At 48.5% G+C, this 15,784-nt stretch carries 15 protein-coding genes; 4 read left to right on the top strand and 11 right to left on the bottom strand.

The annotated features are described in order from the left end of the window. Positions 1 to 16: 16 nt before the first annotated feature. The 5 genes from GA520_RS25520 to GA520_RS25500 all read right to left on the bottom strand — a co-directional run bounded on the left by GA520_RS25520 (position 17) and on the right by GA520_RS25500 (position 4,438). Entirely contained in the window at positions 17 to 595 is a 579-nt protein-coding gene (locus tag GA520_RS25520; protein ID WP_163336225.1) for a TetR/AcrR family transcriptional regulator, read from the bottom strand. Between the two features lie 154 nt (positions 596 to 749). Further along, entirely contained in the window at positions 750 to 2,465 is a 1,716-nt protein-coding gene (locus GA520_RS25515) for a flotillin family protein (protein ID WP_163336520.1), read from the bottom strand. 81 nt (positions 2,466 to 2,546) lie between these two features. Next, entirely contained in the window at positions 2,547 to 3,242 is a 696-nt protein-coding gene (locus GA520_RS25510; RefSeq protein ID WP_163336224.1) for a YqiJ family protein, read from the bottom strand. Further along, a complete protein-coding gene (locus tag GA520_RS25505) occupies positions 3,242 to 3,925 on the bottom strand; it encodes a PspA/IM30 family protein (RefSeq protein ID WP_163336223.1) in 684 nt (227 codons plus the stop codon). The genes GA520_RS25510 and GA520_RS25505 overlap by 1 nt, the downstream gene beginning before the upstream one ends. Before the next feature lie 15 nt (positions 3,926 to 3,940). Next, positions 3,941 to 4,438 (bottom strand): hypothetical protein, encoded by a 498-nt coding sequence (locus GA520_RS25500; RefSeq protein WP_163336222.1) that lies wholly within the window; start codon positions 4,436 to 4,438, stop codon positions 3,941 to 3,943. A gap of 332 nt (positions 4,439 to 4,770) precedes the next feature. Here GA520_RS25500 and GA520_RS25495 point away from each other — a divergent pair, with 332 nt between their 5' ends. After that, positions 4,771 to 5,001: a DUF350 domain-containing protein gene (locus tag GA520_RS25495; RefSeq protein ID WP_163336221.1), complete on the top strand. Its 231-nt coding sequence runs from the start codon at positions 4,771 to 4,773 to the stop codon at positions 4,999 to 5,001. Beyond that, positions 4,998 to 5,807 (top strand): transglutaminase domain-containing protein, encoded by an 810-nt coding sequence (locus GA520_RS25490; protein ID WP_163336220.1) that lies wholly within the window; start codon positions 4,998 to 5,000, stop codon positions 5,805 to 5,807. The genes GA520_RS25495 and GA520_RS25490 overlap by 4 nt, the downstream gene beginning before the upstream one ends. A gap of 28 nt (positions 5,808 to 5,835) precedes the next feature. On the opposite strand, the gene hemC is transcribed toward GA520_RS25490, so the two are convergent. Continuing rightward, on the bottom strand, positions 5,836 to 6,768 hold the full coding sequence (gene hemC / locus GA520_RS25485; RefSeq protein WP_163336219.1) for a hydroxymethylbilane synthase: 933 nt from the start codon (positions 6,766 to 6,768) through the stop codon (positions 5,836 to 5,838). A gap of 131 nt (positions 6,769 to 6,899) precedes the next feature. On the opposite strand from hemC, the gene GA520_RS25480 reads away from it, so the two are divergent. Then, a complete protein-coding gene (locus GA520_RS25480; protein WP_240910042.1) occupies positions 6,900 to 7,640 on the top strand; it encodes an endonuclease/exonuclease/phosphatase family protein in 741 nt (246 codons plus the stop codon). A 118-nt stretch (positions 7,641 to 7,758) separates the two neighbouring features. Here GA520_RS25480 and GA520_RS25475 read toward each other — a convergent pair whose 3' ends face one another. From GA520_RS25475 to GA520_RS25460, 4 genes are all read right to left on the bottom strand, one after another. Beyond that, positions 7,759 to 9,165: a cell wall metabolism sensor histidine kinase WalK gene (locus GA520_RS25475; RefSeq protein ID WP_163336217.1), complete on the bottom strand. Its 1,407-nt coding sequence runs from the start codon at positions 9,163 to 9,165 to the stop codon at positions 7,759 to 7,761. Then, entirely contained in the window at positions 9,143 to 9,820 is a 678-nt protein-coding gene (locus GA520_RS25470; RefSeq protein WP_163336216.1) for a response regulator transcription factor, read from the bottom strand. Before GA520_RS25470 ends, GA520_RS25475 begins: the two co-directional genes overlap by 23 nt. Positions 9,821 to 9,835: 15 nt before the next feature. Beyond that, positions 9,836 to 10,609 (bottom strand): peptidoglycan editing factor PgeF, encoded by a 774-nt coding sequence (pgeF, locus tag GA520_RS25465; RefSeq protein WP_163336215.1) that lies wholly within the window; start codon positions 10,607 to 10,609, stop codon positions 9,836 to 9,838. Between the two features lie 258 nt (positions 10,610 to 10,867). Next, on the bottom strand, positions 10,868 to 12,376 hold the full coding sequence (locus GA520_RS25460; RefSeq protein WP_163336214.1) for a DUF3373 family protein: 1,509 nt from the start codon (positions 12,374 to 12,376) through the stop codon (positions 10,868 to 10,870). A 283-nt stretch (positions 12,377 to 12,659) separates the two neighbouring features. Here GA520_RS25460 and GA520_RS25455 point away from each other — a divergent pair, with 283 nt between their 5' ends. Further along, the gene (locus GA520_RS25455) at positions 12,660 to 13,439 is read left to right on the top strand and encodes a sirohydrochlorin cobaltochelatase (protein WP_163336213.1); all 780 of its coding nucleotides are present in this window, start codon (positions 12,660 to 12,662) and stop codon (positions 13,437 to 13,439) included. Here the strand turns inward: GA520_RS25455 and GA520_RS25450 are convergent, their stop codons facing one another. Continuing rightward, positions 13,440 to 15,770, bottom strand: a complete 2,331-nt coding sequence (locus tag GA520_RS25450) for a serine protein kinase PrkA (protein ID WP_163336212.1) — start codon at positions 15,768 to 15,770, stop codon at positions 13,440 to 13,442. It lies immediately after the preceding gene. Between the last annotated feature and the right edge of the window lie 14 nt (positions 15,771 to 15,784).

Genomic DNA, 15,784 nt, shown 5'->3' with positions numbered 1-15,784 from the left:
GCTCACACCACCGTACTTAAACACATAAACCTGCCAGCAATCGCCTGTACATGCGATCATATCTAGCTTTCATCTCTGCCCTGGAACCGGAAACCTTCTTGGACACATACAACCCGAAAAATCCATTACAGGTTGAGAGTAACTGCAAAGCAACCTCTTCCGGGTCGTCCTGTTTCATGCTGCCATCCTTCATGCACTCCATGACCCGCTCGACCATGAATTTCCGGCTTTGCATCGCATCCCTTTTTAATGCTCCCTTCACCTTATGCTCCACGGTGTGGTCCATGGTTAGAAACAGTATCTCGTAATATTTTGCCTGCTCAACCGCGAAGTTAAAAAACTGAGTGGCTGCAAGATCAAGCCTCTCCATCGGGCTTGTGCCTACGAGCGCACCCTGCAGGTACGAGTCAAAAGTACTGAACCCTTCCCGCAGAACCTGTTGATGCAACGCCTCCTTGTTGGCGAAATGGCGATAGATCGCGGTTGGTGATATATCCGTCCGACTCGCGACCTTGCGCATACTCATGCCCTTATATCCTTCAATCAGGTAAATATCACAAGCTGCAGCGACTATTTTTTCTTTTGTCCCTTCCATGTTAACAGCTGTTAACATGATTCATGTATGATAGCAACACTTTTCCTCAACGGGGTACAACCCTCCCTGGCATCAGGAACCGAATCGATGCGAAGTGCAAAAAAAAAGCCCCCGGATTTTCCGGAGGCTTTTTTTCCTGAACATTACAGTCAGCTCATTCCTGTCCTTCATTCCCCTTCAACAGGTCCGTCAACCCGTTAATATCTCCTCCTTTAAGTCCGATATCAGACAGCAGTGAGTCGACAAGAGGCGCCTGCCCACGGTATTTGAGGGCTGAATTAACCAATTGGTCACTTAAACTCCCTTCTTTTACAGCACCACCTTCACCAGCCGCACCGGCAGACTGACCTGTCAAACCATCAACCTGGATTATCTTGATACCATCAATCTGCTCCATGGGTTTGACACTTTCCCTGATGATAGCCGGGAGCACCTTCATGAGTTCCATCCTGACCTGCATGGAAATCTGCTCAGGTGACAGGGTATTACGAGCGGCGTTCAAGGCTTTTTCACCATCCGCATCAACCTTATATTTCACCTCAGCGGCTTGAGCCTTCATCTTCTCCGCTTCCGCCTCACCACGAGCCTCAATTTGACATTTTTCGGCTTCCGCATTAGCAATGGTCTTGACCGCTTCCGCCTGATCTTCTGCCGCGATTTTTTCAGCTTCAGCTGCAACCTTTATGGCAATAGCGTCTTTTTCAGCCTTCTGTGCTGCCTCGACTAATTCTACGGCCTTGGCCCTCTCCGCTCGCTCAGTTTCCTGGACAGTAATGACTCGCTCTGCCTCTCGTACTGCATTTGCTCGTGCCTTGTCCGCCTCCGCCTCTGAAAGTGATTTTTCTTTCGATTTTTCTGCAATTGCAATGGCCTTGCCCTGATCGGCCAGTTCAATAGTCTTCATCTGCTCGATTTTGGCCGTTTCAATCGCCTTGTTCTTGGAAATATCCTTTTCCTTAACGATCTGCTCTTTGGCGATATTGTCCGTTTCCACGGTCTGATCTGCTGCAATTCTGGATTGCTGCACAAGTTTTTCGGCTTCGATCTTGGCCTGCTCGGCTTGCTGCTGCTTAAGCGCTTTTTCCTGTGCAATCTCAGTTGCCTGATTAGCCCTGCGGATCTCCAGTTCCCTTTCCTGCTGGAGCTCGGCATACTCTTTTTCCTTGGCTATATCGAGCTGCTTACGTTTGGCTTCAAGATTTTTGTTCTCAATAGCCACCTGGGTGTCCATCTCAATATCGTTGCGGATTTTCCTTCGTTCCTCAATTTCATTGGTCAGCTTGGTGAGGCCTTCCGCATCAAAAGCGTTATCCGGATTAAAGTAATCCTTACTCGTCTGGTCCATACCGGTCAGCGATACGGATTCGAGTTCCAGTCCGTTCTTCAACAGGTCTTCAGAAACAGCCGCCTGTACTTTGGTAACAAACTCGACCCGCTGTTCGTGTAATTCCTCCATAGCCATCTCTGCAGCCACTGCACGAAGTGAGTCGACGAACTTACCTTCAACCAGATTTTTCAATTCTTCTGGAGCCATGGTTTTTAAACCGAGCGTCTGGGCGGCGTTGGCAATCGATTCCTCAGTCGGTTTAACCCGCACATAAAACTCTGCGGCCACATCAACACGCATCCTGTCACGGGTAATAAGGGCTTGCTGGTTCTCCCTCTTCACCTCCAGCCGCAAGGTGTTCATGTTGACCGGTATTATCTCGTGGAGAACAGGCAACACGATGGCCCCACCATTCATGATTACCTTTTGGCCCCGAAAACCAGTCCGCACAAAAGAAACCTCCTTGGACGAACGCTTATACAATCTTGCCAGGACAAAACCAAGGGCAAGCAGGGCAACCAGAATTATGCCCACATTAATCATAATGAAAATTAAATTCTCCACAGGTACATCCCCCTTTCGGTAAAATCAGTTCATAAATGAAACCACAACGGGCCGCTGCAATCACCTCTCATCGGTCATTGCGGAACCCGAAGCATCAATAACCTTGTAAATGGCGCCGGCCTGATCGACAATGATCGTTTTTTCTCCCTGCTCAAAGCTCTCCGCCGGGTTATCCGGTTCTACCATGATGTAATGCGTCTGGCCGTGTTTATCGCGAAGCTTTGCCTGTGCCGGTTTTCCCGCCTTAGCCGTGCCCAGAGTCAGAGTTGCAACCATACCCTGGAAACTTTTCTCAGAGACTGCATAGGTTTCGTCCTGCGGCATATATTTGCCAAGCAGACCTCCACAAAAACGTACGGTAGGGGCCGAAGCCGCAAGCGCGATTACCACAGCCACAACGGTCGGCAAACCAAAACCAACAATTTGATGCATAAGGTACTGTACCGCCAGGCCGCTCATACCAAATCCGGTCAAAAAAACAATAAACAGCATGACCACCGGTACTTCGCCTACCCGGAACCAGGCCAGGAGCTGGACCAGAGAGCCAGGTGCGGAACCGCCGTCGACGCCATCAAGGCCATCCATATCCATGTCGACATCGACATCTGCATCAAGTTCAGGCAAAAACGAGTCGACCATCTCCGATAGCCCCATCCCCAGACTGGCCGAAATAATCTCGATAACAGTCATAACCACCATCAAACCGAGGGCGACCGTAAATGGTGTATTGCCTGGAGAAAGGAAATACTCAACCATCAACCGTTACCTCTCTTATTCTTGATGGCTGCCAACCGCTCCTGAACCCTGTTCTTCCGGGCCAGATCCTCAAGTTCATTCATGGCCGCCGCATTAGCCCTGTCGACCGGTGCCCCACTCCCCGACAAACCAGACGTATTTTCAAGGACTCGTTCAAAAGCTGACTCAGCCCGACTCACCTTTGATTCCACACCGCCTCCCGTACCAGCGGGAGTACCATTACTGCTTGTAGAGAATTCTTTACGGCTGGCCTTAAAAAGACGTAACTCCTCTTTCATCTCCCTTTTTTTACCGTGCAGTGCGGCAATATAGCTCTCCAACTCTTTTTCTTCGCTGCTCAGGTCGCTTATCTGGGCTTCGAGTACCGGAATCTGGGCCTCGATATCGAGCTGCTGCGAAATCGCCACTTCTGCAAGGTCATCCCGTTCTTCATTTACCGCAAGATCGATCTTCTCTGCCAGGTCTTCACACTTCTGGTTCACTTGCAAAAGCCTTGAGTTTGCGAGATGTTTATTTGCAATGACCTTACCAAGTTCCGAACGCACCTCCTCTACTGCATCATCAATTTCTCTCAGAGCCTGTTCCATTACCACTTCCGGAGCTGCATTTTCCACTGCATCCATCAAGGCATGAAAGGTGCCTGATATAATCCGTCCGACCCTGCCAGTGATTTTTTCCTTCATGATCTCTCCCTCCTGTTACTTGGAATCCGTAGTAATGATTAGTATCAGCTTTTCCAGATCACCAATGTATTTACGAAAAACATCAGGCGTGTAACTTGTTTCCTGACTTGATAACTCCAGGTGCAGTAACGATTCAAACAGTCTTACAATCCTGTCAACAGCCCCTTTTTCATACTTTTTCAACTCCTCAGGCGACATCTCCTCATCGCCATCTGGTGGTGAAATACAATACGCATAAAACTCCGGCATCCACTCAAGGATACGAGCCAGCAACACAGAATGACGGCCCGTTTTGAACTCTGCATTTCGCAACACCTCACCTGCAGGTCCTAACTGCTCTGTCATCATCCTGTAAGCTCCGGAGAAATCCTGACTATACTCTCTTCGCTGCCGCGCTTCCTGTATAATGGCCCTCAGCTTATCACTTGGGGAATGAGCCCCGTTAATTTCCAGCAGATTTATAAATTCGGCATCTGCCTCGGAGACCCGTGCCCCGATCTGTACTTTTTTCATGTCGCACCTCCACGATTGCCTTTAATTTCATTGTATGCACAAATGTTAACATTTGCAAACATTTTAAAACAAGCGGAAAGACACGTCACACATCATGCAAAACCGGCAAGAAACATAACATATTGATTTTTCAGGTCTTGCACCCTCTAATACCACACAGGTGATCGAAACACAAAAACAATAATCTCAACGGAAAACAATTACAATCAACACATTACAAGACCATCACCGCAATAGGTCTGAAATGAAAATGTATATTGCCAATTGTGCTGACTAGAGATTACAATGCTCCTCCTGTAATTATCTGACATTTCAACAAAGAAGGTGAAATAATGGAATTCGAATTCTTATCCGTAACCTTGATGAACCTGGGCATAAACCTTATCTACACGTTTGTAGCCCTGCTGGTAAGCCTGTTTGCGCTGATCATTGTCGACAAGAGACTACTACCCAACATCAGTATCGAAGAAGAAATGAAAAAAGGCAACATTGCCGTCGCCATATTTTCATCTACCATCCTGCTCTTTGTGGCGATCATCGTTACCTTCGGGTTTAAGGGATGAAGTATTTGCTGGCTGTCCCTATCCTCCTGCTTACCGCAGCCGGTATATATTCACTCCCAACTGAGCAGCAGATAAATGAACCTCTTGCCCTCTACCTCACCCCTGACAGGAAGACGTATGGCAAATCAGCAACGCAAGTAGGAGGAAGCAGCAGCAAGCGGGTTTATGTTATTGAAGCAAGAAAGTGGATCAGCCAAAGATCGGTTAACTCTTTGCTGCAAAGTGCCAAAGGGTTAAACGGGGTTATCTTTTACAACTGGAGGAAGATAAAGGATATCACCGCATCGGCACCGGGCATGGACGACCGGCATCACCTGGTCAACAGCTACCTGGTTGGATACAGCCCCTTTTCGACAAATAATATTTTCATCCCCTGGCAAACACTGGCACAAAAGAAAAAATACCAACTGGACCACGTCTTTTCAAAAGGGAAGGAAGAGGTGTGGCAGAATAGCCGCGAGGCATATACGTTCAACAGAGGGGATTGCGAGGACCACGCCATTGCCTTGGCAGACTGGCTTATCGACATGGGACATGATGCGCGGGTGGTAATTGGCAATTACAAGGGATCGGGACACGCCTGGGTTGTTCTTTTGAAAAAGAACCAAACATTTCTACTTGAAGCAACCAGAAAAAAAAGACTTAAGAGGATGCGGTCGTTCCCGATTGCTAAACTGCAAACAGGATACCAACCGGAATACATGTTCAACCGCACCCAGTTCTGGAAAAACACCGGCTCAGTCAATACAGCCAACTATTCGTCGTCCGCCTGGGTGAAAAAGAGCAAATACCGGCGCAGCTCCTGACAGAACGGTTTCAGGATGAAAACTTCAACTATCCTTGCTCCCGACGTATCTCAGCCAGCATTTCCCTACCACCGCTTTCAAGAATCTCTGTACCACCCTTTATACCAAGTTGCTCTGACTCAGCCACCGTCCCCTGTAATTCCCGGCGGAGCATAGTCTGACCATCAAGGCTGACGAGCCCGACCTGCAAGGTGAGCACATCACCTTCAAGCTTTGCAAGGCCAAAAGCGGGAATTGAGCAACCACCTTCAAGCTGTTTCAGGTAGGCACGCTCTGCAACCAGGCAGGCTTCGCTTTCCGTGTTATTGAGACAGTCCCGGATCTGTTGCCTTTTTTCGGGAGCAAGTGAAGTTGCTGCCTCAATGGCGATACATCCCTGCCCTACGGGCGGAACGAATTCGGTCTCGGAAAAGACCTTGACGATCATATCCTCATATTCCATCCGCTTCACCCCTGCATAGGCGAGCATGAGGGCATCGCAGGCACCGTCCTCCATCTTTTTAATCCTGGTCTGCAGATTGCCGCGCATCTCTACCGCTTCCACATGGGGATAAAAATGGCGAAGCAGTGCGACCCGTCTCACCGAAGAGGTACCTATTTTCAACTTTCGGGTGGTATCATCGACATCAATGGTCTTGTCCCTGCTTACCAGTACATCATTGACCTTCTCCCTTTCGGTAAAGGCAATGAGCTCGAACCCCTCGGGCAGAACAGATTGCATATCCTTTGCACTGTGCACAGCAATATCGGTAGCCCCTGAGGCAAGTTGTTCTTCGAGTTCCTCTGTAAAGACCCCCTTGCTGCCTATCTTGGCAATAGACGTATTGAGCACCTTGTCACCGATAGTCTCCATAGAGCTGATCCGGGTCTGCATGCCAGCCTTTTCCAAAAAGGACGCCACTGTATTTGTCTGCCACATTGCCAGTTTGCTTTTCCGGGTTCCGATATTAATTACAGTCATTTATCGCTTCCTTCCTCTATCTGAAAATATATTTCTCTGATTGTTCTTTTGTCTGGACCACACGGAATGATTACATATAGACTACAAGTACATCATTAATAACCGTCTGCGACAGCCCCGATATTATGCGAATGCTACTCTATAACATACGTTATGCCACAGGTCATCTCAATGGCTACCATTTACCCGTGCCTTTCATGGGTTTTTTTAGAAAATCGGAAGTGAACCTGCAACGAATTATCAATTTTATTCGCTCAATCGATCCGGACATCGTCGCACTGATCGAGGTAGATTCGGGATCTTATCGATGCGGTAATGACTGTCAGGCACGATCGATCGCCGAAAACATGGGATACAACTATGTGGTGGCAACCAAATACAGTGAAAAATCGCTGGCTGTCAAGGTACCGGTCCTTAACCAGCAATCAAACGCCCTGCTCTCGAAGGCAAAAATTCACGACCACACCTTCCACTATTTTGAAGAGGGCGTCAAGCGCCTCATCATCAAGACAGAACTCGATGAGGCAGTTATATTTCTTGTCCATCTTTCCCTGAAATACCGCCATCGCCAACACCAGCTCGAATACCTGCACACACTTGTCAAGAAGACCAAAAAGGAAGTGATTGTAGCTGGTGATTTCAATACCTTTTTCGGCAAACGGGAGATCAAGTTGTTTCTTGCCGCGTCTAACCTCAAAAGCGCCAACGTCACCAATATGCCGTCCCATCCCAGTCACCGTCCGTCTCGTGAAATCGACTTCATCCTGCACAGTCCCCGTATCAGGATCAATAATTTCTATATCCCGGATGTGCGACTTTCCGACCACTCTCCCCTGGTCTGCGATTTCTCTATTAGCCCCAACAACTCATGAAAAACCTACTGTTCATCAAACATATGGCCTAATATCAAGGAGGTAAAAAATATAATCTGTTTTTTTTATCGGGTGGCGGTTTGCACCGCGAGAGACAGCTTACGCTCAAACTCTATTTTCACCCTGCGGGCGTGACTGCTGAAGCCAGCCGGGGAAGTTCTACCGTAAAGCAGCTCCCCTTGTGGAGCTCACTCTCAACACTGACCGCTCCGTGGTGAGCTTCCACCACCGCTTTCACAAAGTTCAACCCCAGCCCGAGCCCCTGCTGGGATCGGCTACGGTCCCCACGATACAACCGCTCCCAGATCCGCGGCTGCTCATTTACGGAAATCCCCATGCCATCGTCGCAAAATGTGACCTCAACAGTATCCTCTCCCCCCTTTGCATTCACCTTCACAAATCCCCCATCCCGGCCATATTTGATCGCATTGTCAAGCAAGTTGGCCCAGACCTGGGAGATTCTGGTACGATCCGCATCGATATATAAATCGCTTTCTGCCTCCAGGGTGACATCAACATTTTTATCCTCCGCCACGTAGCCGTATAGTTCAACCATTTCCGCCAGTGATTCCGCCACATCCACCTTCTGCTGCTCAAGGCGCATGGTACCGGATTCAGCCTCAGCCACACTCATCATTATCTTCAACATGGCGAGTAGCCGCTCCGATTCCTCAAGACAATCCAGCAGAGACTCGCGTAACCTTTCGGGATCGCTGTCCTCCTGAAGACCGAATTCGGCAACGGAACGCAACCTGGTGAGAGGGGTCCGCAGGTCATGGGCCACATTATCCAGAGACGCCTGCATCTCGTCAATCAGTCTCTTGTTGTGCAGGATCAGGGAATTAACCTGCCGGTAAAGCTGTTCTTGCTCAGGACTGTGCCAATCCTCATGCCGGAGTTGGCTCCAACCTTCATCCAGCAGACGCTCAAGCTCCCTGCGCAGGCAAATAAGTGGCATCCCCTGCCTGCCGGCAATCAGGAAAGAAACAATCCAGGCCAGACCCAAAAAGATAATGAACGCACCGATAGATATAGTTCGTATAGTTCGATACAGACCATACGACTCACTACTCTGCCTCCCCGCCTGCACAACAGCCCCCGTACCAATCTCTCTGCTTATAACCGCCCAAAATCCTGCGCCTTCGAGACCCGGCAGGGTCAGCCATGGACCGGAAAAGTGTGAGTCAAGATGAAGAAGTTCATTGAAGTGGTGTGGAGAAACAGGTTCACTGGTCAAAAGCAGCCGGTTATCTTTGTTGCTCAAACGGATGAATGCCAGCCCGTTCAGCCCCTCAATGCGTCTTTGATCGCCCACATCAAACTGTACTCGGGATGAGAGATTTGTCTCCAGATAACCGTCCAGCAAGCGCTCGACTTCGCGCAATTCTTCAGCCGCGAGTCTATCCCGAATCACCCAGTTGAGGAGCACTCCCATAACCAGAAACGGCAGCCATAAAAGGCAGAAATATGGCCAGGCCGTTCTCAGCCTGGCCAATAGTGAGTCAGCCCGAATCCTTGAGGACATAGCCCATCCCCCTCACGGTGTGAATCAATTTGGTGTCAAAGTCCTTGTCAACTTTATTACGAAGGCGAAAAACCAGCACATCAACAACATTGGTCTGGGGATCAAAATTGTACTCATACACTTTTTCCAGGATAGTCGTCTTGGAGAGTACGGTCCCAGGGTTGCGCATCATCAGTTCCAGTAACGCATACTCCTTGGCCGGAAGATCCAGCTTTTTACCGCTCCGGGTTACTATATGTTTGAGGAGGTCCATTTCCAGATCGTATTTTTTCAGCACTGTAGGCTGTATCGATTTCCGGTCCCTCCGGATCAGGGCCTGTATGCGCGCCAGCAGCTCACTCATGGAAAACGGCTTGACCAGATAATCGTCTCCGCCCCGTTGTAACCCCTGGATACGGTCGTCTACAGACTGCTTAGCACTCAGAATAAGAACCGGTGTCTGCACACCTATCTGCCGAAGACGCTCGATAACTTCCAAACCGTCCATTTCCGGAAGCATAATATCCACTATCGCTGCATCATATACACCACGACATCCCAGCTCCAAGCCAGCGGGACCATCATGAGCTGTATCAACAGTAAAATTTTCCGCTTCCAGCGCCCTGCTGATAAAGCCGGCTATTTTGATATCATCTTCAATTACGAGTACTTTCATGATCGAATAAAGAACTTAATCCAATGTAATAACAGAACAATTTCGACCAGTACGTCCGTCTCCTTCACGGCAGGCCCGCCTGTAGGAAAAATAATCCCCTGAACAGCTGGTGCAAATCCCTGAAATTAAAATATTGGCTCGTTTAACTCCACATTCCTGCACCTGGTGCCGGGTTACCTGCCAGAAATCGAAATAGTTTTCTGCTACTATAAACTGCTGAAATTCCGCAGGGAACTCTTTTGGATAATTCACAAACTCCGCACAACATGGACCCAGGGAAGGACTGACTACCACCTTGAGATCGGCGGGATTCGTACCATATTCCTTTTCCATTGTAGATACAGTCTCTGCTGCAATATTCGCCACACTCCCCCGCCAGCCGCTATGCGCCGCCCCAATGACCTGTTTGCCTGGATCATAGAACAGTATCGCCTGACAATCCGCGTTCTGGATAACGAGTCCAACACCCTTCCGGTTTGTTACCAGACTGTCGTACCCATCGACCTGAGTGTCACCTGAAAGAGGAGTATCAAGCGTATATACTTTTTTACCGTGAACCTGCCTGGCCAAAAGCAAGGTATCCAGGCCCAGCTTCTCTTTTACAATTTCCCGGTTTTCCAGAACAGCATGCTCCTCATCTCCACTATCAAACCCGAAATTAAGGGATTCATAAATGCCGCTGCTCACCCCGCCATGCCGGGTAAAAAAACCATAACGACATAATTTGCCAAGAACAACGATATCTGATATAGCAGGCGACGACACCCATCCTTTTTTATGAAAATTCATACCCTTGTACTCTTACAATAATTAAGCAACCTGATGCCCCCCCCCCTGTACCCCAAAAACCTATCCGCAGCACGGGTGATCATGTTCGGTAATTGATGTTCTATAATTTCAATACCATATCATCTCGACACTTGGCGACATGGTATAGGAACCAACCTAAAGAATAAGATATACAACAACTACCCGGCAAGAAAAAAGAAAAAGGGGAGTACTCTAACAGAGCACTCCCCTTTCAGATTGATTCAGCTTATGGAAGTATTAGAAATACGCCTCAAATGTCAGGTATACCTGATCGGCGCTCTCAACCGAATCCGCACCCATCGCCTGGAGGTACATAAGGTCTGTCTGGTCCCCAAGATCGTAAGGATACATATTCCAGTCGTTAGAACCGGCATAGTCGTACTCGTAATGCTGGTAACCCAGCCGTACAAAGGTTTTGGCGTACTTAGAGATAGCTTCACCGGTAGGCAGGTCATAGATCATGTAAATCTCATAAACCTGACCACGTGTTCCCAGCTTGGCCTGGTAAATCTCGTCGTGACCTGGTGACATGGCGACCCAGTACTGGGAGCCGTAGTTAAATTCCGCACCGAATTTCATCCCGGCATCATCGAGGTCATAGCGAACACCGGCGTAGAAAGAGTAACCATTTTCATCATCGGTATTCGGCCCCTCAAGGCCCGCACCCATGGCGGCAAAATTATTGAACATACCATCCGCATCAGGCTGAGTCTGGGAATGCCCTGCTGACAGGAAGTAATTCAAGCCGGCCACCTTGGACTGATACACAACCGAGTTGTGCCAGATATTACCGAGGTTTTTCCTCTCTCCCATACCACTCATCTCACCAAAACCCTGGTCAATGATCGGATCCTGGAAGTTCGGATAGTTAATGACGTTAAATGCCATGAAAGACTGGGCATAGAGAAAACGATCATCTTTCTTCATGATATCCCAGCTGAACCCGGCGAAATCCATATCATCAATGGATCCCATCTCTTCTTCCTGCAAGCCGGCTTCAAAACCCCGGCCATAACAGAAACGGAGCTTACTGGTACCCATAACCTCAGGTCCCCAATTCCAACCGTACCCGAGTGTTAACCCATCAAACGGCCAGTTCATGAACGCCATGGGAGTAGCCAGTCTGTTGTCTTCCCCAAGTCGTAGCTCAGATGGTGAGCCGTCAGTCGTGGGTCTGCGACCAATGGAAAACCACATCGGCAGGCCAGCGATATTGTTCCAGTTAACAAAAGCCCTGTCGACATAGAGCGCACTTGAACCCGCTGGTGTACGGCTCACATTGCCGTCGAACACCGGCCACATTGCGCCCGAGTCATCGTTGAAACCGGACTGGTTACCCCAGGTCTTGTACATAGCGAAGCGACCCTTAAATTCTACATTTTCGGTAGCTTTCACCCGCATGTTCAAGCGGAACCGGTTGGTCCAGAGATAATCATTCTCAAGATCCCTGCCAAACACCGTATCTGCGTTGTAGTAATCAAGACGTGAACGGAAATCTCCGTAGAACTTGATTCGTGCCGCCAGGTCCCATTCGTCGGAACGCTCATCAAGGTCATCCAGTAGATCGCTCTGGGCCTCGTTCATCTCGCCCTGCTCTGCCATTGCGGCCTTCAGATCATCGAGCTGCCTGCTGAGCTCCTCGATTTTCCGCTCCAGGTCCTGCACGTTCGGTCCGCCACTTGCCGCTGCAAAAGATGGCAGCGCGAATAATCCGGCGAGTGCAACAACTGAAAATTTTTTAATCATTGTAATCCCTCCTCTCGATTGGCATTGCTGACCAGCGGGGGGCTCTCTCCGGGTACCCCGATAACTGGTCATGTAAGAGATTAAGAATCTCATTTATTAGTTAATCTCTATACTATTGGCCACAGACTGTCAACATCATATCATCATTTAAGCCAGCTTACAAATAGCAGGAGCATTTTTCCAAAATCCTCTGGCGACAGAAATCAGAATATTATTAGAGTAGATAAAAGCAATCTTGCTGTTTATATTCTAACCTTCACTAACCTCAACGTAACTGAGCATTATGATTCCACCGATTATTCTCACCGCCTTTGGCACAAGCTCAACGGCACGAACCACTTACAACCTGATAGAGTCTGGCGTAAAAGATCAATTTCCGACCCATGATATTTACTGGGGTTTCACTTCCGGAGTCCTGCAGAAAAAGATAAAGGAGAAAACGGGAGAGACAATCAACCACCCACTTGAGATCATCGAAGAACTCCGAAAAGAAAACCACCGAAGGATAATTGTGCAATCACTGCATCTCTTTAGCGGGAGTGATTTTCACACCCTCTTCCAAACCCTTCGAAAAAATCATGACATCTGCACCGTGGGCAATCCGATCCTCACCAGTCCCGACGATTACCTGGCCCTTATGACCATGCTGGCACCGATTGTAAAGAAAGAGGCAGATCAGGCCATCCTGGTTGTCGGGCATGGTACTTCACATCCAACCTGGCCGGTCTATACTGCTCTTGAACACCTACTCCAGACCTGCTTCGGGTCGCGCCTCTTTGTCGGCACGGTTGAACATTATCCTGACACCAGGGGACTTGAAAAGAAGATAAAGGACAGGGGGTTTCAGAAAGTATATATGATCCCGCTTTTTCTGGTTACCGGGCTCCATTACAGACGGGACATGATGGGAGATGGGATCGACTCGTGGAAAACGCGCCTTGAAAAAGAAGGGTTGGAGGTTCGCTGTCTCGATAAGGGGCTTGGTGAGTTACCAGGATTTAGCGATCTCATCTGCAGTCATATCAGGTGCGCCCTGGATTGCCCCCAATGGTCTGAAGTATAATTACCCCTCCCCACCACCGGTAGATACGACGCCCTGTTTGAACTCCTGGCCTGAAAACTTCTTCGCCAGATCGTTGTCCACTACATAGATGCAGATTTCCCTGGCCCCCTGGCTTGAATACCCGTAATTTTTCTGCAGGTTTGTTATCATGAAAATAACATCCTCCTGGATTTTGGGATCATAGGTCTTAAAATTCTCCGTATCATAATCCCGTATCGCCATCCGGAAGTTTTCATTCTGCAGGAAAGGTTCAAGCACCTTCTCTTTTAAGTTATGTACATATCGCTCATACAGATGTGAATAGAGGGCTGTTTCGGTTATGTCATGCTCGTCTCGTAATATTTCCTGGGTAAGGGTGGTTGTAGTATAGGTCTTCTGGACATTTTCACGGAACTGTTTGGCATCCTCTTCCGAAACCAGCAATCTCACCTCCACTCTTCGGAGCATTTCTTCTGATATATCGAGGACATCACCTGTAAACCTGCAGGTTTCCTTTGTGCCAATATCGAAATTGACCCCGAACATGTAATTCTGAATTTCCTTTGAAATCTGCTCTTCATTATAATAATAGAGGCATTCCTTCACTTCCTGCAAAACAGTGTAGTTGTACATGCGCAAAAGGGAGTCGAGGAAGCCCATGGGCAGAAACTTCTTATCCTCTTTGCAGAATTTCCTGAAAAACCGGCCGAGCATCGACATGTCAATCAGCTTTTCCTCATTACCGTAGGTGGTAAAAAATTCATTAAACATCCGGATGGAATCACGGCCCGAAAGGCCCTGCCATCCATCTTTTTCCGATTCGCCGATAATTCTTTTGCGTCTTTTGGCAGTAAAGCTCTCCACATCCTCAGACTCCAGCCATTTGGGGATATGACCGGTAAAGATCTCCATTTTCAACAGTTGCAGGTGCTTATCGCAATACAGGTTGTATTTTGCAGGGTCACCTATCCATTCCAGCATAGCCTCCGATTCGATACGCAGCCTGGTAGCAATAATGACCCTGGCAAAATTATGCAAAACCCTTGGCAGGAAGTTCTCATTGATATGACTGCCGAAAACCTCCCGGTAGATCTCCACCTCCGTTTTCAGGTCGAGAATATATGGAATTTTGATATATTCAATCCTGTCGGAAAAGGCCTGCAGATCAGTCACCACCTTGCGGTCTTCCGGGTTCATCAGGGCAAAAAAGAGCGACTCTACACCCTCTTCAATATCCTCCACCTTGTGAACGCCGTCACTGATAATATTGTGCAGGTCCATCAACCTTTCGGTGTTGTGGGCCTTGATATCCATCAAGGCATAGATCCCATTGTTTGTCCGCGCAAAATTTGAATAAAGGTAGCGCACCTGCTGCATACCCTCAAACAGCTGATTGAGGTATCTCTGGACCACCTCATTATGAACCACATTATGCCTGAGCGGCTTGTCACCTGGATTAAAGACGGAAATCCCCTCACCGAGTCTGCGGGTAATGGCAAAGGGTCTGGCAAAAACACAGTCCATCACCATTCCCGTATTCTGGTATTTTTTCATCAATCCCTGGTAGATGGTGGTACAGATGGTGCACGGCTCGTCCCGGAAGAGCCAGTCATACTGTTTTTCCGCCGACAGTTTCCATTTAAAACTATCGTCGTTGGCAAACAGGTCGTCGAGGAACCGGCGACGCACCTCTTTGGGGATCATCAGCAACGGATTATCATGACTGGGGCAGGGAACCTCAAAATAGTCGAGCTCAGCCCCCTCCTTTTGACCCTTTTTCCCTAATCCCGCCTGAGGCCTGACCTGGCCTTCGCCCTCCAGAAGCTGGGCCAGTTTCTGGGCAATGTCGGAAAGTCCCTGGTTGTCACGGTCAAAACTATCCCGGGGCAATCTCCAGACAACCTCGTAACGGGCCCCCTCCGGGGTATTGGTATATTCTTCAAACTTCCGGAGCAGGTTGTTTAAAAACGTTGACTTACCGCTGCCGTGAGGACCCTCAAAAATATAAATCTTGTTCTGCTGAGCCCCAACTGCGACGGAATCCACATGACGCATCAACCTGTTTGCAAATAACCGGTCGGCAAAAAACGGACGGTCCGAACCTTTGGCAAAAAGCGCGCTGCAATTGTAATGCAAATACTTTATCGATTCAGGATCATCAACATATTCGTCCTCCCCTTCACAGACGAAGGTGTTGATCATGTCCACATACACCTGGTATACGTTACGTATATTCCACTCTGGGTTCTCCAACACCTTACAGAGAAAATCGGAAAAAGAAATCACCGGACGCCTCACCCAGCTGCCCTTGTGATCCTTGAGGTTATTCAACGCATTGGTCAGTTCTTGCATAGTATTAATCCCTG

This window comes from Desulfopila sp. IMCC35008 (genome assembly GCF_010646885.2).
Classification (GTDB): domain Bacteria; phylum Desulfobacterota; class Desulfobulbia; order Desulfobulbales; family Desulfocapsaceae; genus Desulfopila.
Note: the sequence above shows the minus strand (reverse complement) of the source record. Positions and strands in the feature narration are given on the sequence as shown.